This is a genomic window from Vicinamibacterales bacterium (assembly GCA_041659285.1).
Taxonomy (GTDB): Bacteria; Acidobacteriota; Vicinamibacteria; order Vicinamibacterales; family UBA2999; genus 12-FULL-67-14b.
Window position 1 is genome coordinate 63,720 of record JBAZYO010000001.1, and the last position, 24,556, is coordinate 88,275.

21 protein-coding genes are annotated in these 24,556 nt (G+C 66.0%); 14 read left to right on the forward strand and 7 right to left on the reverse strand.

What is annotated here, in order from left to right:
• Window positions 1-266: 266 nt before the first annotated feature.
• Genes WC815_00310 through WC815_00320 form a run of 3 tightly spaced genes read left to right on the forward strand, consistent with a single transcriptional unit; the run spans window position 267 to window position 4,955 of the window.
• Entirely contained in the window at window positions 267-3,062 is a 2,796-nt protein-coding gene (locus tag WC815_00310) for a TonB-dependent receptor (GenBank protein ID MFA5907197.1), read from the forward strand.
• A gap of 33 nt (window positions 3,063-3,095) precedes the next feature.
• On the forward strand, window positions 3,096-4,418 hold the full coding sequence (locus WC815_00315) for a hypothetical protein (GenBank protein ID MFA5907198.1): 1,323 nt from the start codon (window positions 3,096-3,098) through the stop codon (window positions 4,416-4,418).
• Window positions 4,419-4,439: 21 nt separating this feature from the next.
• On the forward strand, window positions 4,440-4,955 hold the full coding sequence (locus WC815_00320) for a hypothetical protein (protein ID MFA5907199.1): 516 nt from the start codon (window positions 4,440-4,442) through the stop codon (window positions 4,953-4,955).
• Between the two features lie 7 nt (window positions 4,956-4,962).
• On the opposite strand, the gene arsB is transcribed toward WC815_00320, so the two are convergent.
• Window positions 4,963-6,075, reverse strand: coding sequence for an ACR3 family arsenite efflux transporter (arsB, locus tag WC815_00325; GenBank protein ID MFA5907200.1), 1,113 nt, complete (start codon window positions 6,073-6,075; stop codon window positions 4,963-4,965).
• 153 nt (window positions 6,076-6,228) lie between these two features.
• Here arsB and WC815_00330 point away from each other — a divergent pair, with 153 nt between their 5' ends.
• Complete coding sequence (locus WC815_00330) at window positions 6,229-6,846, forward strand: DUF47 family protein (GenBank protein ID MFA5907201.1); 618 nt, start codon at window positions 6,229-6,231, stop codon at window positions 6,844-6,846.
• A 6-nt stretch (window positions 6,847-6,852) separates the two neighbouring features.
• Entirely contained in the window at window positions 6,853-7,848 is a 996-nt protein-coding gene (locus WC815_00335; GenBank protein MFA5907202.1) for an inorganic phosphate transporter, read from the forward strand.
• A 10-nt stretch (window positions 7,849-7,858) separates the two neighbouring features.
• Here the strand turns inward: WC815_00335 and WC815_00340 are convergent, their stop codons facing one another.
• The 4 genes from WC815_00340 to WC815_00355 all read right to left on the reverse strand — a co-directional run bounded on the left by WC815_00340 (window position 7,859) and on the right by WC815_00355 (window position 12,080).
• The gene (locus WC815_00340; GenBank protein MFA5907203.1) at window positions 7,859-9,397 is read right to left on the reverse strand and encodes a multicopper oxidase domain-containing protein; all 1,539 of its coding nucleotides are present in this window, start codon (window positions 9,395-9,397) and stop codon (window positions 7,859-7,861) included.
• Window positions 9,398-9,401: 4 nt separating this feature from the next.
• On the reverse strand, window positions 9,402-9,851 hold the full coding sequence (locus WC815_00345) for a hypothetical protein (protein MFA5907204.1): 450 nt from the start codon (window positions 9,849-9,851) through the stop codon (window positions 9,402-9,404).
• Between the two features lie 247 nt (window positions 9,852-10,098).
• Complete coding sequence (locus WC815_00350) at window positions 10,099-11,376, reverse strand: ATP-binding protein (GenBank protein MFA5907205.1); 1,278 nt, start codon at window positions 11,374-11,376, stop codon at window positions 10,099-10,101.
• The gene (locus WC815_00355; protein ID MFA5907206.1) at window positions 11,376-12,080 is read right to left on the reverse strand and encodes a response regulator transcription factor; all 705 of its coding nucleotides are present in this window, start codon (window positions 12,078-12,080) and stop codon (window positions 11,376-11,378) included. The genes WC815_00350 and WC815_00355 overlap by 1 nt, the downstream gene beginning before the upstream one ends.
• Window positions 12,081-12,224: 144 nt before the next feature.
• Here WC815_00355 and WC815_00360 point away from each other — a divergent pair, with 144 nt between their 5' ends.
• The 9 genes from WC815_00360 to WC815_00400 all read left to right on the forward strand — a co-directional run bounded on the left by WC815_00360 (window position 12,225) and on the right by WC815_00400 (window position 22,441).
• On the forward strand, window positions 12,225-12,791 hold the full coding sequence (locus WC815_00360; GenBank protein MFA5907207.1) for a protein-disulfide reductase DsbD domain-containing protein: 567 nt from the start codon (window positions 12,225-12,227) through the stop codon (window positions 12,789-12,791).
• A gap of 60 nt (window positions 12,792-12,851) precedes the next feature.
• Window positions 12,852-13,742 (forward strand): hypothetical protein, encoded by an 891-nt coding sequence (locus WC815_00365; GenBank protein MFA5907208.1) that lies wholly within the window; start codon window positions 12,852-12,854, stop codon window positions 13,740-13,742.
• A 76-nt stretch (window positions 13,743-13,818) separates the two neighbouring features.
• Complete coding sequence (locus WC815_00370; GenBank protein MFA5907209.1) at window positions 13,819-15,000, forward strand: hypothetical protein; 1,182 nt, start codon at window positions 13,819-13,821, stop codon at window positions 14,998-15,000.
• A gap of 2 nt (window positions 15,001-15,002) precedes the next feature.
• On the forward strand, window positions 15,003-15,377 hold the full coding sequence (locus WC815_00375; protein MFA5907210.1) for a hypothetical protein: 375 nt from the start codon (window positions 15,003-15,005) through the stop codon (window positions 15,375-15,377).
• Window positions 15,374-16,549 carry a di-heme oxidoredictase family protein gene (locus WC815_00380; GenBank protein MFA5907211.1) on the forward strand — a complete coding sequence of 392 codons (1,176 nt, stop codon included), beginning with the start codon at window positions 15,374-15,376 and terminating at the stop codon, window positions 16,547-16,549. The genes WC815_00375 and WC815_00380 overlap by 4 nt, the downstream gene beginning before the upstream one ends.
• A gap of 115 nt (window positions 16,550-16,664) precedes the next feature.
• Complete coding sequence (locus WC815_00385) at window positions 16,665-19,271, forward strand: M14 metallopeptidase family protein (GenBank protein ID MFA5907212.1); 2,607 nt, start codon at window positions 16,665-16,667, stop codon at window positions 19,269-19,271.
• A 63-nt stretch (window positions 19,272-19,334) separates the two neighbouring features.
• A complete protein-coding gene (locus tag WC815_00390; protein ID MFA5907213.1) occupies window positions 19,335-19,865 on the forward strand; it encodes a hypothetical protein in 531 nt (176 codons plus the stop codon).
• A 139-nt stretch (window positions 19,866-20,004) separates the two neighbouring features.
• Window positions 20,005-20,334 carry a protein kinase gene (locus WC815_00395; GenBank protein MFA5907214.1) on the forward strand — a complete coding sequence of 110 codons (330 nt, stop codon included), beginning with the start codon at window positions 20,005-20,007 and terminating at the stop codon, window positions 20,332-20,334.
• A 436-nt stretch (window positions 20,335-20,770) separates the two neighbouring features.
• Entirely contained in the window at window positions 20,771-22,441 is a 1,671-nt protein-coding gene (locus WC815_00400) for a S8 family peptidase (protein ID MFA5907215.1), read from the forward strand.
• Between the two features lie 403 nt (window positions 22,442-22,844).
• Here the strand turns inward: WC815_00400 and WC815_00405 are convergent, their stop codons facing one another.
• Window positions 22,845-23,204, reverse strand: a complete 360-nt coding sequence (locus WC815_00405; protein MFA5907216.1) for a DUF1330 domain-containing protein — start codon at window positions 23,202-23,204, stop codon at window positions 22,845-22,847.
• A 108-nt stretch (window positions 23,205-23,312) separates the two neighbouring features.
• Complete coding sequence (locus tag WC815_00410) at window positions 23,313-24,536, reverse strand: MFS transporter (GenBank protein MFA5907217.1); 1,224 nt, start codon at window positions 24,534-24,536, stop codon at window positions 23,313-23,315.
• Window positions 24,537-24,556 lie beyond the last annotated feature (20 nt).

Sequence of the window (24,556 nt, forward strand, 5' to 3'; positions counted from 1 at the left end):
GTGCTCCTCGAGAAACGTGTTCAGCTGGGTCGCGGATGCCCGGTCCGGGCGGGCGCCCATCCCGGTCATGATCGCACATTATCGGCCCAGGCTCGACCTCCGGGGCGCCGGGCGTATCGTTAACGCGGTTGTAACATCCCCGTCGCAGGCGATTCATACCGTCTCACTAACCTGAACACGTTGCTTCTGCGTCCCCGGGCGGGCCGGAAGCGTGTTCCTGTTTTCATGTTGAGGGGTGTATGAGCCTTCGAACGATAAGCGTGGCAATGCTCTCGAGCTGGCTGCTCCTGGGCACCGCTGAGCCGGTGCTGGCCGGGCAGGCCTCGCAAACCGCCGCGGTGCGCAAGGTCCGGGTGACCGGCGTCGTCCGCGACGATTCCAACAACATCACGCTCCCCGGCGTGCCGGTCGAGGTGATCGGCAACGGCACGGTCTATACGGACGTCGATGGCCGCTACGTGCTCGACCTGGCGCCGGGCAGCCATGACCTGCGCGTCACCCTCGAGGGCTACGAGCCGCGGACGATCCACGTCACCGTGCCGGCCGGTTCGCGCGCGATCGACGCCAATGTCGGCCTCGCGATGTCGCGCTTCGCCGAAACCGTCACGGTGCGGGGCGACGCGTCCGTGGACGCGGTGACCTCATCGGCTGAAGCGCAGATCGTCGAGCGCAAGAACTCGGCGGTCATCACCGACAACCTGGGCTCGCAGGAGATGAAGAAGAACGCCGACTCCGACGCCGCCGCGGCGATGCAGCGGGTGACGGGCCTCTCGGTGGTGGACAACCAGTATGTGTTCGTCCGCGGCCTCGGCGAGCGCTACAGCAACACCACGCTGGCCGGCTCGACGCTGCCGACGACCGAACCGGACAAGAAGGTCGTGCCGCTGGATCTGTTCCCGGCCGGGCTGCTGGACAGCGTCCAGGTCAGCAAGTCGTACTCGCCGGACCGCTCCGCGGAGTTCGCCGGCGGCCTGGTGCAGATCAACCCGCTGAAGTTCCCGAACCGTCCTGTCCTTGACTTCTCCTACGGCCTGAATTTCTACTCCAACGCCACGGGCAAGTCGCTGCCGCTCAGCCCGCTGGGCCGGCGCGACTGGCTGGGCTTTGACGATGGCGCGCGGGCGCTGCCGGCGGGCATGCCGTCGAACAAGATCGTCCGCCGCGGCGTCTATACGCCGGATGTCGGCTACTTACCCGAACAGACCGCGACCTTCGGCCGCCTGCTGGACAACCAGTGGCGTCCGGTGGCGGCCGATGGCGCGCCCGGCCAGAACTGGGGCGCGGTGTTCGGCAACCGCTTCGGCAAGTTCGGCCTGGTCGCGAGCGCCATGCATTCCTACAAGGAACAGTATGTCGAGGAGGATCGCGCGTTCTACCGCGTTGGCGACAGCGCCACCGAGCTCGAGGCGGTCAGCGACTACCACATGAAGACCGGCACCCAGCGCGCCCAGCTCGGTGCGGTGGCCAACCTGTCGTACCAGTTCAGCACCAACCACCGCGTCTCGCTCGAGAACTTCTACAGCCACAGCGGCCGCGACGAGGGCCGGACCTTCGAGGGGCCGAACACCGAGAACAACTTCTACTACTACAACAGCCGGCTGCAGTTCATCGAAGAGGGCCTGATGTCGAACGCCCTCACCGGCGAGCACTTCCTCCGCGGCCTCGGCGGCAGCCGCATCGACTGGCGCGTGAACTACGCCAACGCCAATCGCGACGAACCGGACCTGCGGGAAACGCTCTACCAGCAGCCGTTCCGCTCGGGCACGTCGCAGCCCAATCTCAGCATCGCGCCGGTGCTGGCCGACGAGTCGCAGAGCGGCTTCCGCCTGTTCAACAACCTCGACGACAAGACGCTCGACGTCGCCGCCAACTGGAGCGTGTTCAAGACCTCCGGCAACCGGCCGACGCAGTTCAAGTTCGGCGTGAATTACGTTGATCGCACCCGGGACTTCGAATCCCGCCGCTTCCGCTACATCCCGGTCGTCCTGTCGAAGTCGGATCCGCCCGCGCTGCTCTTCAACGCGACGCTGCAGCCCGAGGCGCTGTTCACGCAGCAGAACATCGGCACCGCCTTCCGCTTCAACGAGGAGACCCGTCCGGTGGACGCCTACAGCGGGGATCAGACCACCGCGGCGGCGTATGGCATGGTTGACATCGCGCTGACCGGGCAGACCCGGATCAACGGCGGCGTGCGCGTCGAGCAGTTCGACCAGACCGTCGAGACCTTCGACCCGTTCGGCCTGTTCGTCCGCACCATCTCCGCCAACCTCAAGAACACGGACGTGTTCCCGGCCATCAACCTGGTGCAGTCGTTCGGCGGCCGCCAGAACCTTCGCCTGAGCTACAGCTCGACGGTGAACCGGCCCGAGTTCCGCGAGCTGGCCGCCTTCGAGTTCACCGACGTCGTCGGCAGCCGGGCCACGCGCGGCAATCCCGACCTCCAGCGCGCGCTGATCCAGAACGTCGATGCCCGCTGGGAGTTCTTCCCCGGTGGCCGCAGCATCCTGTCGACCAGCGTGTTCTACAAGCGCTTCGACAAGCCAATCGAGCGCGTGGTGATCGCCGGCGCGCAGCCGATCGCGACGTTCCAGAACTCCGACAAGGCCAGCAACGTCGGCGTCGAGCTCGAAGGCGCGTATGACTTCGGCCACGGCCTGTTCTTGAACGCGAACTACACGTTCGTCAACTCGAAGATCACGCTGCTGCCTGAACAGCGCTCGGTGCAGACGTCGCTCGAGCGCCCGCTGGCGGGGCAGTCGAAGAACCTGTTCAACCTGACGGCGGAGTACGCCACCCGCGGCTTCTCGGCGCGCGTGCTGGTGAACTACTTCGGCGACCGCATTTCCGATGTCGGCTCCAACCAGGCGCCGGACATCCTCGAGCAGGGCCGCGAGACCGTCGACTTCGTGGTGCAGCAGCGGCTGGGGTCGCGCCTGAACCTGCGGCTCAGCGCCGAGAACCTGACCGACGCCGACTACCGGTTTACCCAGGGCTCCGAGAGCCAGCGCGCCTTCAAGCTGGGCCGCGTGTTCGGCTTCTCGCTCGGCCTCAACATGTTCTAGCAGCGGATTAATACAGGAGCGGATGAGGACATCATGAATCAGGTTTCACGCACTCTGGCCGCGGTCGTAGTGGGCGCGGCGCTCACGGTGGGCCAACTGGCCTCGCTGCGGGCCGACCAGGCGCCGCCGGTAACCGTCGCCGGCATCGACAAGCCGGTCATCGTGGTGACCGGCGAGATCGCCGGTACCGAGAACTGGACCAGCAACTACTACTACGTCTTGCGCGGCGCGGTCTTCGTCCGCTCCGGCGGCACGCTCAATATCGCCGCGGGCACCACGATTATCGGCGAGTCGGGCAGCGTCGGCACGTTGGTCGTGCTGAAGGGCGGCCGCATCAACGCCATCGGCACCCGCACGGCGCCGATCGTGTTCACCAGCGACCAGCCGGTCGGCAGCCGCGACCGCGGCGACTGGGGCGGCCTGATCATCAACGGCTCGGCCCCCCTCAACCTCGAGGGCGGCGAGGGCCAGGGCGAGGCCGACACCGGCATCTACGGCGGCACCAACCCGAACGACAACAGCGGCACGCTGCGCTACGTCCGCGTCGAGTTCGCCGGCGTCGAGTTCAGCCCCGACAACGAGCTGAACGGCATCGCCTTCCAGGGTGTCGGCAACGGCGGCTCGTTCGACTACATGCAGATTCACATGAACCGCGACGACGCCATCGAGTTCTTCGGCGGCACCGTGGACGTGAAGCACGTCGTCGCCTCGAACGCGGCCGACGACAGCTTCGACTGGACCTTCGGCTGGACCGGCCGGGCGCAGTTTGTCGCCATTCACCAGCGCGGCGACGACGCCGACAACGGCATCGAGGCCGACAACAACGAGTTCAACAACAACCTGCTGCCGCGGTCGAACCCGCAGATCTACAACATCACGCTGTGCGGCGATCCCGACCGCAACGAGGGCAGCGAGTCGGCTCGTGCCGCCAACCTCCGGCGCGGCACCGCGTTCACGATTCGCAACTTCCTGGTGACCGGATTCAAGTCGGTGGGCTTCCAGATTTCCGATGCGTCAACAGCGGCGCAAGTGGCGAACGGAACGTCGGAGATGGGCGCCGGCGTGGCGTGGGGCATGACCTCGAACATGCACTCCAGCGTGACGCCGTACATCACCAGCGGCCGCTTCCCGAGCGTCAGGCTGGGCACCGACCCGGGCCTGTCAACGACCGGCTGCGCGAACCACGAGAATCCCAACTTCCAGCCGAGCGGCGTCGCGACGCTGGCCGGTGGTCAGCTCGCGCCGATTCAGCCGCCCAACGACGGCTTCTTCGAGCCGGTCACCTTCATTGGCGCGGTGCCGCCGGCCCCGGCCGACAACTGGATGACTGGCTGGACGTCGTTTCCACAGCGATAGTCGGCGGAGTACCATAGTTTCGTGACAGTCATCAAGGGGCTGGGTGGGGTGGTCATCGCGCTGGCGATGACCGCCTGCACCCCGCCGACCTCTCCCTCCAACAAGACGCCGCTGTCCAACACGTTCGACACACCGGAGGCGCTGGCCCAGGCCGTGCTCAGCCGGCTGGCGAGCCGCGACGTGGCTGGCCTGAAAGCCCTGGCCTTGTCCGAATCGGAATTCAGGGACCACGTGTGGCCGGAGCTCCCGGCCAGCCGTCCCGAGCGAAATGTGCCGTTCGACTACGCGTGGCAGCAGATGAAGCAGCGGAGCGACGGCGCGCTCGAGGGGACCCTCGGGCGTTACGGCGGGCGTCCGCTCACCTTCGTCAGGACCCGATACACCGGCGAGACCACCAGCTACCAGTCGTTCGCGGTCATGCGTGAGAGCGAAGTGGTGGCCGTCGACGAAACCGGGCGTGAGCTGGTGCTCCAATTGTTCGGTTCGGCGATGGTGAAAGACGGCCGCTACAAGCTCTTCTCGTTCGTCGTTGATTAGCCCCGTCTCATTGCGCTGCCGGCACGGCGTCGTCGCTGACCCGGCCGCCGTAGATCCGTCGCAGGAAATACAGACTCACGTGGACCAGTCCGACCAGGACCGGCACCTCCACCAGCGGGCCAACCACGGTGGTGAACGCGATCGGGGAGGCGATGCCGAACACGCCAATCGCCACCGCGATCGCCAACTCGAAGTTGTTGCCCGCGGCGGTAAAGGCCAGGGTCGCGGCCCGCGAGTAGTCCGCCCCGAACCTCCAGGCCATGAAGAAGCTGACCAGGAACATGACGCCGAAGTAGGTACTGAGCGGCACCGCAATCCACAGCACATCCAGCGGCTGGGACACGATCCGCTGGCCCTGCATCGAGAACATCACCACGATGGTGAACAGGAGGGCGACCAGCGTGATCGGCGAGATGGCCGGCACGAACACGCGGTCGTACCAGCCATGACCTTTCAGCGGCACCAGGATTACGCGGCTGAGAATGCCCGCCGCGAACGGAATCCCGAGGTAGATCATCACGCTGCTGAAGATCTCGGTGATGCTGACCTCGACGGTCATGCCCTGCATCCCGAACAGCGGCGGCAGCACCGTGACGAACACCCACGCGTACAAGCCAAACGTGACGATCTGGAACACGCTATTGAGTGCCACCAGCCCGGCGGCGTACTCGCTGTTGCCCCGGGCCAGCTGGTTCCACACCAGCACCATGGCGATGCATCGGGCGATGCCCACCAGGATGAGTCCCACCATGTAGGAGCCCCAGCGGGGATCGGGCCCAAGCAGCGCCGGCGCGATCATTCCGAAGAACACGAGGGCCAGCGCGAACATGAGGATCGGGCCAACGATCCAGTTCTGGACGAGTGACAGCCCCAGGATCCGGAGGTCGGCAAAGACCTTGGGCATCAGCTCGTACTTCACCTTCGCCAGCGGCGGGTACATCATCAGGATCAGCCCGACGGCGATCAGGAGGTTGGTGTTCTCGCCGACGGTGAGGGCGCCGTTGAACCGCTCGACGGCCGTTTGAAACAGGTAGCCGGCCGTCACCCCCACGGCCATGGCGGCAAATATCCAGACCGTGAGGTAGCGGTCGAGGAATGACAGATCCTTGGCAATGCTCATGATTGGCCGGCCGCCGACCCTGCGAAAATGCGTGAGTAATCAGCCAAGCGGCCCGAATCTGGCGGGGGAATGGCAGCCATATCCGTAGTGTTGATTGACGATATCCATGCGCAATGTAACATCCGCGTAACATTCGCGTGCCATACTTCCGCCGTGCGATTCCGCCTCATCCCCAGAGAAGAGAAGTTTTTCGCTGATTTCATCGCCCTGGCCGACCGCATCGTGTCGGGTGCCACCCTGCTCGAGCGCATGCTCGCGTCGGACCCGCCCGCCTGGGACACCGCGCTGCAGATCAAGCAGGTCGAAAGCGAGTGCGACACCCTGACCCACGGCATCATCCAGCGGTTGAACTCCACGTTCGTCACGCCGATCGATCGCGAAGACATCCACGCGCTCGCCAAGTCGCTGGACGATGTGATGGATGCCATCGACGCGGCGGCCACCGTCACGCGCCGCTACCGCATGGCGTCGCTGCGCTACGGCGCGCGGGAACTGGCGTCGCTGACGTGGCAGTCGGCCATGCAGGTCAAGGTCGCCGTCGAAGCCCTCGAGCGCAAGGTCGGCGTGCACGACCTCGCCGTGGAAGTGAACCGGCTCGAGAACGCCGCCGACGACATTCATGACGAGGCCCTGCGCCGGCTGTTCGAGGAAGAGAAGGACGCGATCACGGTGATCAAGTGGAAGGAAGTGCTCGACCTGCTCGAAGAGGCGACCGACCGTTGCGAGGACTGCGCCAACGTCCTCGAGAGCGTTGTGGTCAAGCACGGGTAGCGGTCCGTGGAACTTGCCCTCGTCATCTTCGTCATCGCCGTTGCGCTGATCTTCGACTACATCAACGGCTTTCACGACGCCGCCAACTCCATTGCCACCGTGGTCTCGACCCGGGTCCTGAAGCCGGGCCAGGCCGTGGTGTGGGCCGCGTTCTTCAACTTCGTCGCCGCCTTCGTCTTCGGCACGGCCGTCGCCAAGACCGTCGGCTCCGGGATGGTGGACATCTCCATCGTCACACCCTCGGTGATCCTGGCGGGCCTGTTCGGCGCGATCGTCTGGGACCTGATTACCTGGTACTACGGCCTGCCGACGAGCTCGTCGCACGCGTTGATCGGCGGCTACGCCGGCGCGGCGGTCGCCAAGGTCGGGATGGTCGCGCTGATTCCTGGCGGCTGGACCAAGACGCTGATCTTCATTGTGCTCGCGCCCGGATTCGGGTTCATCCTGGGCTACGTGTTCATGGTCGCCATCTATTGGGCCTGCCGGAACATCGCGCCGTCGCGCGTGGATCGGTATTTCCGCAAGCTGCAATTGCTGTCGGCGGCGGCTTACAGCCTTGGCCACGGCGGCAACGACGCGCAGAAGACCATGGGCATCATCGCCGGTGTGCTGTATGCCGGCGGCTACCTGTCGGAGTTCAGGATTCCGTTCTGGGTCGTGATGGCGGCGCACGCGGCGATCTCGGCCGGCACGCTGGCCGGCGGCTGGCGCATCATCCACACCATGGGCTCGAAGATCACGCGGCTGCAACCGGTTAGCGGCTTTGCCGCCGAAACCGCGGGCGCGGTGTCGCTCTTCACCGCCACCGCGCTCGGCGTGCCCGTCAGCACCACGCACACGATTACCGGCGCGATCGTCGGCGTCGGCTCGACGCGACGGTTGTCGGCCGTGCGGTGGGGGATTGCGAGACAGATCGTGTGGGCCTGGATCCTGACGATTCCGATGTCGGCCGCCATCGCCGCGATCGCGTTCTACCTGCTCGCCGCCTTCGGCATGCGCTAGCGGCTCCTCGCTAGGTCACCTGGAAATTCCGCATCATCCCCATGTCTTCGTGTTCGAGGATGTGGCAGTGGTAGAGATACCGGCCGGGGTGGCTGGTAAACGTCAGCTGGATGCGGACCGTCTCGCCCGGTAAAACCAATACCGTATCCCTCCAGCCGGCATCGACGATGCCCTCGCGCAGGGCGTTGGCCGTCCGGCCGCCGGTGCGATCGAGCACGCGGAACTGTCGACCGTGGACGTGAATCGGGTGCGCCATCTCCATGCCCATTCCATTCGACTGGTTCACGATGTCCCACATCTGTGTGGAGGCGGCCGCCACCGTCTCGTCCGCCGTCACCTCGTTCATGGCGAACGTCCGGCCCGCGAGCATCCACTGCATCTGCTGGAAGAGCAGCGGCACGCGCCGGACTCTGGCGTCGGGGCGTGGCGACCATGACGGGTCGAACGTGGGCAGGCGATCCGGGAGCTGGAACGCCGGCCCCATGCGTGCCCGCGTGCGCAGCGTCATCATCCGCAGGGGCGCGCCGTTGGGGACGGGTGCGGTGTTTCCCGCCATCCCCATCATGCCGACCGCGCCCGCATCTGCCGCGGGAAATGCCAGGCTTTCGAGGTGGACCTCCGTGCCGGCGCCGAACCCGGTGAGGTCCAGCAGCAGATCGGCGCGCTGACCTGGCGCGAGCGTCAGCGTGCGCTGATGCAGCGGGCGCTCCAGCAGCCCGCCGTCGCCGCCGATCACCGTCATCGGCAAGTCGTGGCTCCACGCCAGTTTGTAGATGCGGGCGTTCGATCCGTTCAGCAGCCGCACGCGGTGCCACGCGGCGTCCACCTCGCGCGTTGGTTGCACCCGGCCGCTCACCAGTACGCGATCGCCAAGGAAGCCGTTCATCATGTCGGCCTGGCCGCCGCCCAGATAGACGAGCTGATTGCGCGCGTCGAAGCGACGATCCTGCAGCACGCACAGCCACTCGGCTTCGCCTGACGGCAGCGCGAGCGCATCCTCGTCATCGTCGCTCACCAACAGCAGCCCGGCCAGGCCCTGATACACCTGCGGGCCCGTCCGCATGTGCGGGTGAGGGTGGTACCAGTAGGTCCCCGCGCGATTGGTGACGGCGAAGTCGTAGACGTACTCCTGAGCGTGACCGATGGCCAGGCGTGGATGACCGTCGGCACTCGCGGGCACGTCGAGGCCGTGCCAATGGACGATCGAGTCCTCGCCGAGTTGGTTTACGAACCGGACGCGGACCTGCTGGCCGCGGCGCAGGCGGATCACCGGGCCCAGGTATGAATCGGGAAGTTCCTGGAGGGTGTCGGCCGGGCCTGTGACGAGCCGGCCCGTGAAGCGCCACACCCGCGTTGCCGCACCGGGAAGCAGCGGCACTTCGCCGGGGGCGGCGGTCAAGGTGAATTCGACATCGGGCGCGAACCCCGCGGTGGGTGTGATCTGTCGCGCAAACGCGGCCGGCCGGGCGGCCGCGGGCTGTCCGCCACAGCCGGCGCCGCCGGCGAGGGCTGACAAGCTCAACAGGCGCAGCAGGTCGCGGCGATGCATCTCGCTAGTTTCTCACCGGCGCGGGCTTCATGTCGCCCATGGGTTTCATCATCGGGCACATCGCCATCGAGTCTTTCCCGTCCTGCATGTGCTCCATCATGTGGGACATCATGCCCTGCTGCATCTTCATCATGCCCTCGTGCATCGTCCGGCTCTGCGCCACCATCTCGGTCACGACCGCTGCGGTCGCCGTGGTCTTCTCCATGCCCGACGCGGTGTTCATCCTGGTGACAAGCTCCGTGAGCCGCTGATCGGCGGCCTTCATGTCGGCCATCATCTTTTCGCGCTCGGCCATCATGGCGTGGTCCTTGGCCGCCATGCCCACGGCCGGCTTCGCCTTGTCGGCGGCGTGCTGGTGCTCCTGAGGCGTCTGCGCGGCGAACCCGGGAACTGCCGAAATCACGATCGCCGCACACCCTGTCACCATCGCCGCCACAATTGTCTTCATTCTCATGCTTGACCCCTTCCGAATGGTTTACCGGACTGTCGAGGCCCCCCGGGGGCACGTGACAGAGGGCGCCGGCCGAGACTGGACAAGACATTTCCCAAAACAGGCAAATGTCATGATGACAGGCGGCGCGCGGCGCTCTCGGAGCGTTCTTATGCAAACCGGCATCCACCGTGGCATGACGGTGTCGCTGGAGAACTGACGATGAAGAGCTGGCTCTGGCCCTACCGCCGCTCGCCGCCCAAGCCGTGCATCAACGGAGCGGAAGGCTGACCGTGAACAGCGCCCCGCCCGAGGACTGGTTCTCGACGACCACTTCGCCTTCCAGCACCTGCACCAGGTGTTTCACGATCGACAGGCCGAGTCCGGTTCCGCCGGGGCGCGCCCGCGACTTGTCGACCCGATAGAAGCGCTCGAACACGCGCCCGAGATCATCAGGGGCAATGCCATGGCCGGTGTCGGCCACGCTCAACTGCAAGCGTCCCCCCGCGATGGTGGCGCCGACGTCGATGGCGCCGCCCTCGGGCGTGTAGTTCACCGCGTTCTCCACCAGGTTGCGGATGATGTCGTGCAGCTTGGCGGCGTCGGTGCTCAGCATGGCCGCCTCGGGCGCGACGTGGACGCCGATGGCCTGCTGTTTGTCGGCCGCGAGGGGTTCGAAGTCGCTGACGATGCCGCGCACCAGCGACTCGATGTCGCACGGGGCGAGGTCCACTGCTTCCTGGCCGGCGTCGAGCCGGGCGAGCCGGAGCAGGTCCTGCACCAGCCGTTCCATGCGCGTCGCGTGGCGATGGATGATTTCCACGAACCGCTCGTGCGCATCCGCATCGTCCGGATCGTCCATCAGCGCTTCGGCGTAGCCCTTGATCGCGGTGAGCGGCGTGCGCAGCTCGTGCGAGACGTTGGCCACGAAATCGCGGCGGATGAGGTCGGCCTTTCGCAGGTCGGTGATGTCGTGCATCACCAGCACCGCGCCGCGGCCGGCGGCGACCACCGGCGCGACCTGGGCGACCAGCGTCCGCGTGGTGTCGCGCGTGACCGAGAGTTCCAGGGCGCTGGTCTCGGCGCCGGCCAGCGCGCGGCCGATGTGCTCGACGATGCCGGGGTGGCGAATGGCCTCGACGTAGGAATGATCGATCGAGCCCTTCTCGAGCTTCAGGATGCGCCGCGCCGCGTCGTTCACCAGTTGCAGCCGCCCCTGTTCATCGACGACCAGCACGCCTTCGATCATGCTCGAGAGGATCGCCTCCATGCGCGCGCGATCGCGCGCCAGGCTGTCGACGCGGCGGCCCAGTTCCTGGACGGCCTGGTCCATGGCCCGCGCCACGCTTCCCAGGTCATCGTCGCCATAATCCGGCGTCGGGCGGCTGAGGTCGCCGAGCGCGTATCGGCGGGCCACCGCGAGGATGGTGCCGACGCGCTGGCTTTCGATGGCCGCTCTTGAGGAGCGCCGGAGGGCGACGGCGGCGAGCGCCAGCGCCGCACCGGCGGCGACGCCCAGCAACAACAGGGTGGTGGTGGTCAGCGGCATCAGGCCGGCGCCGGGTCGAGCAGCTTGTAGCCGAACTGCTTGACGGTGACGATGGTGTCGGCCAGCATCGGCACCTTCTCGCGCAGGCGCCGCACGTGCACGTCCACGGTGCGGGTGCCGCCCGTGTACGAATAGCCCCACACATCCGACAGCAACAGGTCCCGCGACAGCACGCGGCCGCGGTGCAGCATCAGGTATTGCAGCAGCAGGAATTCCTTGGCGGTGAGCTTGACCTCGTCGCCGTCGATCTTCACGACATGGCGATCGACGTCCACCAACAGCCCGCCGTAGGTGAGACGGCTGTTGGCCGGCGCCGCGCGATTGGCGCGCCGCAACAGCGCCCGCACGCGCGCCACCACTTCGTTCGGGCTGAACGGCTTGGTGATGTAGTCGTCGGCGCCCAGCTCGAGGCCGACAATCCGATCGGACTCTTCGGCTTTCGCCGTCAGCATGATGATCGGGATGGCTGCGGTGTGGGCGTCGGCGCGGATGGCGCGGCAGAGCTGCAGGCCGTCGAGGCCGGGCAGCATCAGATCGAGCACCACCAGGTCCGGCGGCTCGCGCTTGAGTTGCGGCATGACGTCGCGCCCGGAGGCGACGAGGGTGGCGACAAAGCCGGCCTTGCGGAGGTAGTGCTCGAGCAGGCTGCCGATGTCGGGATCGTCCTCGGCGACGAGAATCCGGGTAGGGGGGCGGACGGACATGGGAACTACGGGATCTTAGCAGGTGCCTAAGGTGCCTAAGGTGTCTAAGGTGCCTAGGGTGCCTAAGGTGCGGTATCGTTGGGGCTGTTCGTGCATCCAACCGGAAAAACCATGCGCTATCAGCGTTTAACCGTATTCGCCGTCATGCTGGCGGCCGCCCTCCTCGGCGGGGCGCCCCTGGCCGGTCAACAGCCCGCGAAAGTGGACTTCACCAGGTTGCCGCAGTCGTCCGGGGCGCCGGCGGCGATGCGCGCCGACACCATGCACCTCACGGTGCTGACCTCGATCAGCGACGCCGAGGTCGCGCCCGGCCAGCGCGTGTCGATGGTGTTCGACATCACGCCGAAGAAGCTGATGCACGTCTACGCGCCGGGCAAGCACGACTACCAGGTGATTGCGGTGAAGCTCGACCCGCAGCCGTGGATGCGCGTGCAGCCCACGCGGTATCCGCCGTCGGAGATCTACCACTTCAAGGAACTGAACGAGAAGGTCGAGACCTACGGCAAGCCGTTCAAGCTCGTGCAGGACGTCACCCTTCTCTCGACGCCAGAGGCACGGAAGCTGCTGGCGGCGTCGCCCACGGTGAAGCTTTCGGGCCGCCTCGAATACCAGGCGTGCGACGACAAGGTCTGCTACGCGCCCACCCGAGTGCCAGTGAGCTTCACGCTCAACATCAAGGACCTCGACCGTAAGGGCCCCGCCGCGCGCTGACGCGGGCGCCGCGTTTTCAACTGCAGTTACGGCACGCGCGGCGGGTATAATTCCCCCCGCGTGGCTCTTCGTCCCAGCCCCACCGCGCTCGTGCTTCCCGCGCTGGTTCTGCTTGCCGGCTCGGTCACCGCTGGGCAGGCCGCCAACACCCCTGGACTCGCGGATGTCCTGCAGCGCGTCGGCGAGCGCGTCGAGCAGTACTTCACCCGCGCGCAAAGCATTGTCTGCCTCGAGATCGTCGGGCTCATGCCGATGGAGTCCGGTCTCACCGCGCGCGGCCGCACCGTCGAATCCGAATTGCGCCTGTCGTGGGAACCGTCCGACGAGAACCCGGTGCCGATTGAAGCGCGCACGCTGCGCCAGGTGCTCAAGGTCAACGGGCACGCGCCGCGCAAGAACGACCACGACAACTGCACCGCGCCGGAACAGAACACCTCCGAGGTCCAGCCGCTGTCGCTGCTGCTGCCGCAGCAGCGCCACGAGTACAGCTTCAAGCTGGCCGGTGCCGGCCGCGTCGATAATCGCGCCGCCATCCTCATGGACTACCGCATGGTGGACAAGCCATCGGTGAAAGCGGAGCTGGTCAACGGCAAGGAAGACTGTGTCAGCTTCGCGATCGACGGCGGCATGCGCGGGCGTATCTGGATTGATGCCGAGACCTTCGACGTGCTGCGCCTGGACCAGGGCCTGATTGGCCTCATCGACATCCCGTTGCCGCGTAAGGTCGCGTCTCGCGATCGGTGGAGCAGTTGGACGATGGAGCGGTGGGACACGTCGATCCGGTTCAAGCCGGTCACGTTCCTGGATCCCGAGGAAACGCTGGTCCTGCCGGCCTCCGCGACCTCGCTGCGCATTACCCGCGGCTCCGGCACTCCCCAGCTGCGCACCAGCACGCGGTATTCGAGTTATCGCCGCTTCATCACCGGCGCCCGCATCGTCCCTCCGCAATAGGCTGTCCGCCGTTCACTCTTGACAGCCCGCGCCTGTTTGAGTACTTTGATTACTCAAAATAATGATTTAGATGAATATGCTCAATAAGTTAGTCGGCTGGAAACTCCGCCTTCGCGCCGCGCGCGTTGGGGGTCGCTCGGCAGCCTTGGCGGCGTTGTTGTGGGCCGGTGGTCCCGCCGCCGCGTACGCGCAGCCGGCGGCCCCGCCGCGTGAAGGCATCCCCACGTTGTCCGGCTACATGGAGATGCACCTGAACAAGGTGGAAGACCAGCCGACGGCCGTGGACCTCCACCGCTTCGTGCTGATGGTCGGCCACAGCTTCTCGGACCGCCTGAAGTTCTGGTCGGAAGTGGAGGTCGAGCACGCCTTCGTCGAGGGTGGGGAAGAGACCGGCGAGGTCGCGGTCGAGCAGGCCTACATCGACCTGCTGATCAACCGCCGGCTGAACGTGCGCGCCGGCATGGTGCTGGTTCCAGTCGGCATACAGAACGAACGACACGAACCGCCGACCTTCAACGGCGTCGAACGGACCTTCGTCGACAGCGTGATCGTGCCAACGACCTGGCGCGACACCGGCGTCGGCCTGTTCGGGGATCTGGGCCGTGGGTTTTCATATCGAGCGTACGTGTTACCCGGATTGAACGCCGCGGAGTTCTCCGCGGACGAAGGCATTGCCGGTGGACGGCAGCAAGGGGCGCGGGCCGATGCCAGCGATCCGGCGGTCGCGGGACGGCTCGAGTTTCGCCGCGCCGGACTGACCGCGGGGGCGAGCATGTGGCGCGGGGGCAGCGGCTTCGGGTTGATCAGGCTCGACATCGAGCCCCCCACCGTCGGCGTGTCGTCCCTCGATGCGCGCTACCGGCACGGGCGCCACGAACTGCGCGGCCAGTGGTCGATGGTCAACATTGGCGGCGCCGCCGGCCTCAACCGCGCCTTGCAGTTGCAGTCCGGCAACAGTCCCAACATAGCGAGCCGGCTGATGGGCGCCTATGCCGAAGTGGCGACGCGAGTGAGCCCGGACGCGTGGGCGCACGAGGTGGTGGTGTTTGGCCGCTACGAGCTGTTCGACACGCAGAACCAGATGCCGGAAGGATATCTGCCGCTGCAGCAATTCCAGCGGTCGGCCTGGGTGGCTGGCGCGACCTACTACCCGGATCCGGATGTGGCGTTCAAGTTCGATGTGGTGCGCGAACGCAACAAGAGCACCGTCGTGCGCGCGCCGTGGCAGATTAATGTCGGTGTGGGTTGGTGGTTTTAGTCATGCGCGAAGCGAGCATTGCCGGCGTCATCTGTCTGTCATTGGCTTTGGCTCTGCCGGCAACGGCAGCAAATCGCCAAATCACCAAATCACCAAATCACAAGATCATCAAGGTGTCGGCTGAGCGGTTCGCTTTTACCCCCTCAGAGATCACGGTCGAGAGGGGCACCATCGTCGAGTTCCACCTGACGAGTGAAGACACCGACCACGGCTTTCGCATCATCGGCACGGAGGTGGACGTCCAGATTCCGAAGCGGCGTCGTGGTGAGACCGTGGTGCGGTACACCGCTGACCAGGCCGGCCGCTTCATCATCGAATGCTCGCGCCCGTGTGGCGCGGGCCACACCGCCATGCGCGCCACGCTGATCGTGAAATGAGGGGCACCCTTGCGCTCGCTGGCGCGGCGACGTTGCTGGTGCTCACGGCACTGCGCGTGTCGGCGCAGTTCCAGGCCGTCGCCGGCGATCCGCTCCCTGCCATCACACCGCGCGAGTTCCAGGAGTTCCGGCTCGGCCTCGAAGACTTCCGGGAGGTCGAGGAGGCCAGTGACGGTCTTGGCCCGCTCTTCAATGGCACCGGCTGCGCCGTGTGCCACAACGTGCCGTCGATTGGCGGCAGCAGCCCGATGACGGAGCTCCGCGGCGGGTTTCGCGATGCCGACGGCAAGTTCCACGTCGTCGGCGGGACCACGCTGTTTCAGATGTTTTCACTGCCAGATCATCGTTGCCAGGCAACGATTCCCGCCGAAGCCAATGTCGTGGCCAGGCGTGCCCCGATCCCGTTGTTCGGCGGCGGATTGGTCGAAGGGGTGCCGGACGAGACGCTGCTGGCGCTGGAAGACCCGTTCGACCGCGATCGCGATGGGATCAGCGGCCGGGCCGCCGTCATTGTCGACAAGGCCACTGGCCAGCGGCGCGTGGGCCGGTTCGGATGGAAGGCGCAGATCGCGACGCTGCTGACCTTCTCAGGCGACGCCTATACCAACGAGATGGGGATCACCAACGACGTGTTTCCCGGCGAGCCGCACGGCGGCATTTCCGAGGCGAAAATGCGCGAGTGCGATCGCGTGAAGGACCCGGAAGACCGCGTGGACCCGCGCACCGGCAAGCGCGCCATCGACAACTTCGAGGCGTTCATGAAGTTCCTGGCGCCTCCACCCAGGGGAACGATCACGGAAGCAGCGCGGATCGGCGAACAGGTGTTCGCCGAGGTCGGCTGCACGTCGTGTCACGTGCCGGCGCTGACGACCGGCGCGCATGCTTCGGCGGCCCTCAATCGCAGGACGCTGGCGGCCTTCTCCGACTTCCTGCTGCACGAGCTTGGCACCGGCGACGGCATTGAGCAGGGCGCCGCTGAACCGGATGAGATCCGGACGCCCGCGCTCTGGGGGCTTCGCCTGCGGCGGCCGCTCCTACACGACGGCAGCGCCGCCACGCCGGCCGAGGCGATTCGCCGGCACGGCGGAGAAGCGTCAGGGGTGATGGACCGCTACCGCGCGATGAGCGAGCCGATACGGCGCGCCCTGCTCGCGTTTCTCGATTCCCTGTAGGGTCTGACCCCGAGCCAGAAGTGCCGAGGGGTCTGACCCTCTCGCGGCCGCATCGACCTGCGTGTTAGCATCGCGTCGCCGAGGTGCCGTGATGATCCGCTTGCTGAAATTGTCTGTGGTTGTCGTCGCTACCATGTGCCTGGCGGGTGAAAGCCCGTTGTGGGCCCAGGCGCGTGCCGCCGCGCCGGCCGCTGCCGTCAACGTGCCATCACCGGAAGATGTGTTCGGTTTCCAGGTGGGTGCCGACTACAAGCTCGCCAGTCACGAACAGCTGGTCGAGTATTTCACCAGGCTCGACGCCGCCTCCGACCGCATTGTCGTCGAGAACATCGGCAAGAGCTCCGAAGGCCGCCCGATGATCATGGCGGTGATCTCGAGCGAGGCCAACATCAGGAACCGCGCCCGCTACCAGGAGATTGCCCGGCGGCTGGCGATCACGCGCGGCGTGGACGAGGCCCAGGCGCGGGCGCTCGCCAAGGAGGGCAAGGCCATCGTCTGGATCGATGGCGGCCTGCACGCCACCGAAGTGGCCGGCGCCCAGCACACGCCGGAGCTGGCGTGGTGGCTGGTGACGTCGGATTCGGATGAGGCGAAGCGTGTGCGGGAGAACACCATCCTGCTGCTGATGCCGTCGATGAACCCCGATGGCCTCGACATCGTCCGCGACTGGTACTACAAGAACCTCGGTACGCCCTTCGAGACGACCAGCCCGCCCGACATCTACCATCACTACGTCGGCCACGACAACAATCGCGACTGGACCATGTTCACGCAGGTGGAGACGCAGGCGGTGGCGCGTCAGTTGTACAAGGAGTGGTTCCCGCAGATCGTTTACAACCATCACCAGTCGGGCCCGTTTCCCAGCCGCATCTGGGGACCGCCGATGAAGGATCCGGTGAATCCGAACCTGGATCCGCTGATTGTCAGCACCATCAACCAGATCGGCGAGGCCATGCGCAAGCGCTTCGACGAGGAAGAGAAGCCCGGCTACAGCTCGCACATGCTCTACGACATCTGGTGGAACGGCAGCATGCGCGGCGGGCCGGACTTCCACAACATGGCGGGGTTTCTCACCGAGACCTCGCTCTACCGGCTGGCGACGCCGCACTGTTATGCGCCGGAGGAGATTCCCGAGACCTTCGGCGAGCGGCACAAGAACCTGCCGGCGAAGATTCCGAGCGTGAACTACACCCGGCCGTGGCTGGGAGGGTGCTGGCCGCTGCGCAAACCGGTCGAGTACATGATCACCGCGTCGCGCGCCACCCTTGATCTCGCGGCGAAGATGAAAGAGGACTACCTCTACAACATCTGGCGCATGGGCACGCGGCAGATCGCGAGAGGCGAGCGCGCCGAGGGCGGGCCGTTTGCGTACGTGATCGATCCGGCGGCTCAGCACGACCAGACGCGGATGGTCGAGTTCCTGCGCGCGTTCCGGATCGCCAACATCGAGGTGCGCCAGGCCGACGCGCCGTTCACGGCCGGCGGCAGGTCGTACCCCGCCGGCACCTATGTGCTCGGCCCGCAGGCCTTTCGTCCGTACGTGGTGGATCTGATCGACGAGAAGAAATTTCCGGAACGCCGCCTCTATCCCGGCGGCCCTCCCGATCCGCCGTACGACATGACCGGTTACGAACTCAGTTACCAGATGGGTGTGACGATCGATCGCGTGAAGGAACCATTCGCCTTGCCGGCGAAGATGGTGGACGCGATTCCGGCGCCCGCCGGTGGCGTCTCGGGAACCGCAACGACGGCGTTCACGCTCTCGCCGTCGCCGAACTGGGGCGTGAAGGCCGTCAACCGCTTGCTGAAGGCAGGCGCGAAGGTCTCGTGGGCGCCCGACAACACCATCGTGGTGCAGAACGTAGCGCGCGATGTCGTGGCGAGGATGGGCGTGGAGCTTGGCGTGTGGTTCGCGGGCGTCGATGCGGTCCCGGCCGGCGCCAAAGCGATTCGCGCCCCGCGCATCGGCCTCTATCGCAGCCATCGCGCCAACATGGACGAAGGCTGGACGCGGTGGATGCTCGAGCAGTACGAGTTCCCGTACCAGACGCTGAAGAACGCCGACATCCGGGGCGACCTGTCGCAATTTGATGTGCTGCTGTTCGCCGACGAGGCCGAGACGACGATCTTGAACGGCGCCGCCGTGGGGACGATGCCGGCGGACTTCGTCGGTGGTATCGGCTTCGAAGGCGCGGCCAACGTCCGGCGCTTCGTCGAGCGGGGCGGCTGGCTGGTCGCCTGGGATCGCGCGGCCGACTTCGCGATTCTCACGCTCGATCTGCCCCTTCGCAACACCGTGAAGGACACGCGCTCCGACGAGTTCTTCATCCCCGGATCGCTGCTGCGGATTACGACCAAACCCGCGAATCCTCTTGCCGCTGGCATGGAAGCGAGCGCGGTGGCGATGTTCGCCGACTCGCAGGCGTTCCAGATCGTGGCGCCCGCCGCCGAAGGCAAGATGCGGGCGGCGCGCGATGTCGACGTGTTTGCTGAGTATCCGCGGCAGAACTTCCTGGTCAGCGGCTGGGAACTGGGCGGGTCGCGTTACCTGGCCGGCCGCGTCGCTGCCGCCCGCGTCGCGGTGGGCAAGGGCCAGGCCGTGATCATGGGCTTCCGCCCGCACTGGCGCGGCCAGCCGCACAACACGTTCAAGATGCTGTTCAACCCGCTGTTTCTCTCCACTGTGGAGGGAGGCCTGCCGGTGGGAACTGCGGCGCAGTGATCCTCCAACAATGAGGAGACGAACGATGTCTGCGCCGGACCGTGTCGCGAAGGGCGGAAGAGCGTGACCGACGTCCCGTCCTGTGGCTGCGTGTGTCACGTCGACCCCGACTCACCGGGCTGCCCCGAGTGTTACCAGAGCCACGAGCCCGAGCCCGATACCGAGGTCGAGGCCGCCAAGCGGCAATCGCCGCTCGAAGAGTTGCGCGCGATGCCGCGGCCGCAGAAACTGATTCTCGCCGCCAAGGCCGATCGCGCGACGCGCGTCTTGCTGATTCGCGATGTCGACCCGCAGGTGTTGTTTTACGTGTGCAAGAACCCGAGGATCACGCTGGATGAAATCCTCGAGATCACCAAGCTCGGTACCCTGAGCGGTCCGGTCGCCGACCTGATTGCGACCTCAGCTCAGTGGGTGCAGAGCGAGCAGGTGCGGCTCAACCTCGTGCAAAACCCCAGGACGCCCACGCCCACGGCGCTCAAGCTGATTTGCGGACTCAACATCCGGCATCTCCAGACGATGGCCAAGAGCTGGACCATCAAGCCGCAGATCAAGCAGGCGGCGCTCAAGCTCGTGATCGAGCGCGGCGGCCGCTAGCTCCTGATTCTTGCCGGGAGGGCACTTCTCGTCGGGATGGTGCGTCGCGTCGGACTGGTGTCCCCGAGGGGATTCAACCAGATGGACAGGGTTGGCGGACGCTTGCGCCGGGCGGCCTAATCGACCGGGATTCGCCTCAGTGGGCCCCCGACCTCCTATAGTCACGCCGCTGACCCCCGGCACCCGGCTCGGCCCGTACGAAGTCCTGTCGCTCCTGGGCGCCGGTGGCATGGGCGAGGTCTATCGGGCCAAGGACTCGAAGCTGAAACGCGATGTCGCCCTCAAGGTCTTGCCCGTCGACGTGGCGAAGCAAATCGCGGAGGCGCTCGAAGCCGCCCACGACCATGGCATCATCCATCGCGACTTGAAGCCGGCGAACATCAAGCTGCGGCCGGATGGCACCGTGAAGGTGCTCGACTTTGGTCTGGCCAAGGCGCTGGCGCCATCCTCGGCACGGCGGCCTACATGAGTCCTGAACAGGCGCGCGGAAGTGCTGTGGACAAACGCGCTGACATCTGGGCGTTCGGCTGTGTGCTCTATGAGATGCTCTCCGGCGCCCGCGCCTTCGGTGGCGATCATGCGGCCGACACCAGGATCCCAGGTCGCGTCTTCGTGACATCGGAGATGCGCGAATTGAGATCGGCGAGGCGGTCAGCGCCGCAACACCCGACGATGCGGCGACCCCGACACCTTGGATGCTCCGCGCACAGGACGGCCGCGGCTTTCTTTGCCCGAGACGGCCAAGTACCGCTCCAGTTGCTGCTACGACGCCTCGTCGACGTCGCCGAAAGCTAGACTCTCTCCATTGGTGCCACCGCTCGCATCTGCCGTACCAGGGAATGCTCGACTTGACACAATCGTGCCCCCCAGCTACCCTTGAAAGACCTCCGGTCAGAGTTCCATTCATGACGATTCGGCCGTGGCGGCCGCTACGCCGCCTCGCTGTACTGCTGCTGGCTTTAACGGCCGCGGTGTCTTCCGACCTGTCGGGACAGGGCCGGCGCGCTCGCGCGTCGGTCATGGTCGACGGCCGCGAGGCCGTTGACGGCGAAGTACTCGTCCGCTTTCGCAGCGCCGCTGCCGCGTTCGAACAATCCCGCGCCGCCGAGGAGGTCGAGGCCGATGAAGTCGAGCCGGTCGGCCGCCGCGGCACGCGCCGCATGCGCGCCCGGCGCCTGGGCACGCACGAACTACTCGCTCGGCTCCGAGCCAATCCGGACGTCGAGTTCGTCGAGCCGAACTACATCATCCGACTGGTGGCGGCGCCGAACGATCCTTCCTTTGGCGATCTCTGGGGACTGTTCAACTTCGGGCAGAACTACGGAGGCGTCGGCATTGCCGGAGCCGACATCGACGCGACGCTTGCCTGGGACGTTACTACCGGCACGCGCGCCAACGTCGTCGGCATCGTCGACACCGGCATCGATTACAACCATCCGGACCTTGCGGCGAACATCTGGACGGCTCCCTCGGCGTTTTCCGTCACCATCGGTGGTGTTGTGATCAACTGTGCGGCCGGAACGCATGGCTTCAACGCGATCGCCAACACGTGCGATCCGATGGACGACAATAACCACGGCACGCACGTGGCCGGCACCATTGGCGCCGTCGGCAACAACGGCGTGGGCGTGGCCGGGGTGAACTGGACGGCCAGCATGATGGGGCTGAAGTTCCTGAGCGCCAGTGGCAGCGGCACCACGGCGAATGCCATCAAGGCCATCGAGTTTGCGGTGCAGGCCAAGGCGGTTCTCGGTACCGCCGCGGCCAACCTTCGCGTCCTTTCGAACAGTTGGGGCGGCGGCGGCTATTCGCAATCGCTCCTCGACGAAATCAATCGCGCCAACACGTACGACATGTTGTTTGTGGCGGCAGCCGGTAATTCCGGTTTGAACGCCGACGTGTCGCCGGTCTATCCCGCCGCGTATTCGGCGCCGAACATCATCTCGGTGGCGGCCACCGATAACCGCGACCAGCGCGCGTGGTTCTCGAACTACGGCGCGGCGACGGTGCACTTGGGGGCCCCCGGCGTCGCCGTGTTGTCGACGACTCGCAACAACAGCTACTCGTCGTTCAGCGGGACGTCGATGGCGACACCGCACGTGGCCGGCGCGGCTGCACTGCTTCTCGCGGCGTGCCCCATGACGACGGCGGCGCTCAAGGCGACGGTGCTCAACACGGTCGATCCGATCGCCGCAATGTCGGGTATCAGCATCACCGGCGGACGCCTGAATATCGATGCGGCGGTTCGGGCCTGCACGCCGCCGCCCCAACTGACGGTGAACGGGCAAGCCGGCCCCGTGACGGTGGCCGCTGGATCGACGATTACGGTGGGCGTGAGCAACGGACCGGGCAACCGCGCCGATTTCGTGATGCTCGTGCCGGCCGGCTCGGTGGCCGAATACTGGTCGGGCAACTACCAGTACTTGAGCGGCAGTACGACTCGGCCAGCGACAGGGCTCACGACCGCCACGCTGACATTTACCGCGCCCGCGGCCGGCGCTTTCGAGTTCCGGTTTTTTAGAGACGACAGGTGGGCGCGCCTCGCCACCAGTCGTGTCGTGACGGTCGCGCCGTAGCTGCCCGCCTCAATGAGGCAACCCGTTGATGAGGGACGGTACCATTGTTCTGACCTACCGAGGACACGGGGTAACGCTCCATACACAGACATGGCGTGTCTATCTTTTCGTTGCTCGATTAAGGTGAACGACCATGTCTGGCTCGTCACCTTCATGCATTGATCTCGGATACTTCGAGATGAGACCTGCCGACTCGAACCGATCGATAATCCTTCGGCCCGAAACTGTTACCCATGTCTCCGGAATGAACCCTACAAACTAAGGCGTCCCCGAGGGAATTCGAACCCGTGTTTCTGCGACGTTCCAACTCCCGACAAGAGTCATCCTCCCGTCAAGGAGTGCCGTCCCGACAAGAGGCGCCTTCCCGGCACGCCCCGCTGCACGCCCACACGAGCGGGGCCGATTAGAAGCCTTCAACCAGCACGAACTGCGCCGTCGCGGCCCCGGCGCGGATCTTCCTGGCGGCCACGTAGTCTGGCGAGTTGTAGAACTCCTGCGCGCGTTCGAAGCTCGGGAACTCGATAATCACAACGCGGCCTTTCGCCGCTGGGCCTTCGAGCGTCGCCATGCGACCACCGCGCGCGACGAAGCGCCCACCGGCCTTCTCGATCAGCCCTGGCGTCAGCTTCGTGTACTCCGCGTACTGCTGCGGATTGGTGACATCCACCTGGGCGATGATGTAACCCTTCTTGGCGGTTCCCTGGAAAGCGGCTGCGCTGGCGAAAGCCACGATGGCGAACACGACGGCAAGTGCGAACTTCATCTTCATCACAATCCTCCTGAGCTCGGGGTTCGTCCTGCTCCGTGTATCGCCCCTGATTCGACAAGGACTGCCCTCCCGACACGGGATGCCCTCCCGTCAGCGAAGCCGCTAGACCTCTTTGAAGCCGTGGCCGCGGACCAGGAAGAAGGTCGCGACCGCGATGAGCAGGATGCCATTGACCATCAGCACCGCGGGCGCTGAGCCGACCTGCGTCACCAGCCAGCCGCTCGCCAGCCCGCCCAGCGGCGAGCCGCCGCGAAACGCCACCATGTAGATGCTGACGACGCGGCCGCGCAGTTCGGGCGGGGCCAGCAGTTGCGCGAGCGACGTGGTAAGCGAGAAGCACATCACCAGCAGCGCGCCGGCCACGAACAGGATGCCGGCGCTCAGCAGCGGCGTCCGCGACAGCGAGAACGCCGCCATGGCGGCGCCGAACAGTCCCAGGAACACCAACAGCAGCTTGCCGATGTGGCGATGCTTGCCGATCCAGGCCACGATCAGCGCCCCGGTCACCGCGCCCGCGCCCGAACACGTCATCAGCTTCGTATAGAACCCGACGTCCTGCTGGAACACGTCCTTGGTGATCACCGGCAGGAACGTCAGCAGCGGCAGGCCCAGGAACGCGCCGAAGAACCCGAGCACGGTCACCGAGATCAGGTTGCGCGAGTGCCGCACGTAGCGCAGGCCGTCTTTCATCTGCTCGAACATGTTGGTGGTGGCGGCGGGCGGCACGTGGATGTTGCGCAGCGCCAGGATGGCCGCGATCACGAACAGGAACGAGATGCCGTTGACGCCGAAGCACGCGACCATGCCGAAGGAGGCGAGCGTGACGCCGGCGACGATCGGGCCGATCACGCGGGCGAGGTTGAACTGGATCGAGTTGAGCGCCACGGCGTTGGGCAGATGGTCCTTGCCGACCAGCGTGGGGATGAGGGACTGATACGCCGGTCCGCCGAAGGCCTGCGCGCAGCCCGAGAGGAACGACAGCGACAGGATCATCGAGATCTGGATGGCCTCGGTGTAGACCAGCGTGGCCAGCGTGATCGCCACGCCCATCTGGATGACGTTCGAGATCAGCATCATGTGCCGGCGATCCCGCCGGTCGGCCACCACGCCGCCGATCAGCGTGAACAGCAGGATGGGCACCTCGCCGACGAAGCTGTCGAGGCCGAGGTAGAACGCCGACGCCGAGCCGGTCATGGTCACGATCAGCCAGGCCTGCGCCACCTTCTGCATCCAGGTGCCGATGCTCGACGTGAGCGCGCCGAACCACAGGAGCCGGAAGTTGCGGTGGGTGAGGGCAACCGCGATGCGTACCGCAGCTAGATTCAATCTGCTTTGCAAGAGCTTCA

Excerpts from the sequence above, each read along its gene's own strand:
- WC815_00375 (MFA5907210.1), top strand. The coding sequence starts at position 15,003 with ATGCGCGAAGCGAGCATTGCCGGCGTCATCTGTCTGTCATTGGCTTTG.
- WC815_00360 (MFA5907207.1), top strand. The coding sequence starts at position 12,225 with ATGCTGGCGGCCGCCCTCCTCGGCGGGGCGCCCCTGGCCGGTCAACAG.
- WC815_00315 (MFA5907198.1), top strand. The coding sequence starts at position 3,096 with ATGAATCAGGTTTCACGCACTCTGGCCGCGGTCGTAGTGGGCGCGGCG.
- WC815_00400 (MFA5907215.1), top strand. The coding sequence starts at position 20,771 with ATGACGATTCGGCCGTGGCGGCCGCTACGCCGCCTCGCTGTACTGCTG.
- WC815_00345 (MFA5907204.1), bottom strand. The coding sequence starts at position 9,851 with ATGAGAATGAAGACAATTGTGGCGGCGATGGTGACAGGGTGTGCGGCG.
- WC815_00340 (MFA5907203.1), bottom strand. The coding sequence starts at position 9,397 with ATGCATCGCCGCGACCTGCTGCGCCTGTTGAGCTTGTCAGCCCTCGCC.
- WC815_00370 (MFA5907209.1), top strand. The coding sequence starts at position 13,819 with ATGCTCAATAAGTTAGTCGGCTGGAAACTCCGCCTTCGCGCCGCGCGC.
- WC815_00350 (MFA5907205.1), bottom strand. The coding sequence starts at position 11,376 with ATGCCGCTGACCACCACCACCCTGTTGTTGCTGGGCGTCGCCGCCGGT.
- WC815_00355 (MFA5907206.1), bottom strand. The coding sequence starts at position 12,080 with ATGTCCGTCCGCCCCCCTACCCGGATTCTCGTCGCCGAGGACGATCCC.
- WC815_00310 (MFA5907197.1), top strand. The coding sequence starts at position 267 with ATGCTCTCGAGCTGGCTGCTCCTGGGCACCGCTGAGCCGGTGCTGGCC.
- WC815_00380 (MFA5907211.1), top strand. The coding sequence starts at position 15,374 with ATGAGGGGCACCCTTGCGCTCGCTGGCGCGGCGACGTTGCTGGTGCTC.
- arsB (MFA5907200.1), bottom strand. The coding sequence starts at position 6,075 with ATGAGCATTGCCAAGGATCTGTCATTCCTCGACCGCTACCTCACGGTC.
- WC815_00405 (MFA5907216.1), bottom strand. The coding sequence starts at position 23,204 with ATGAAGTTCGCACTTGCCGTCGTGTTCGCCATCGTGGCTTTCGCCAGC.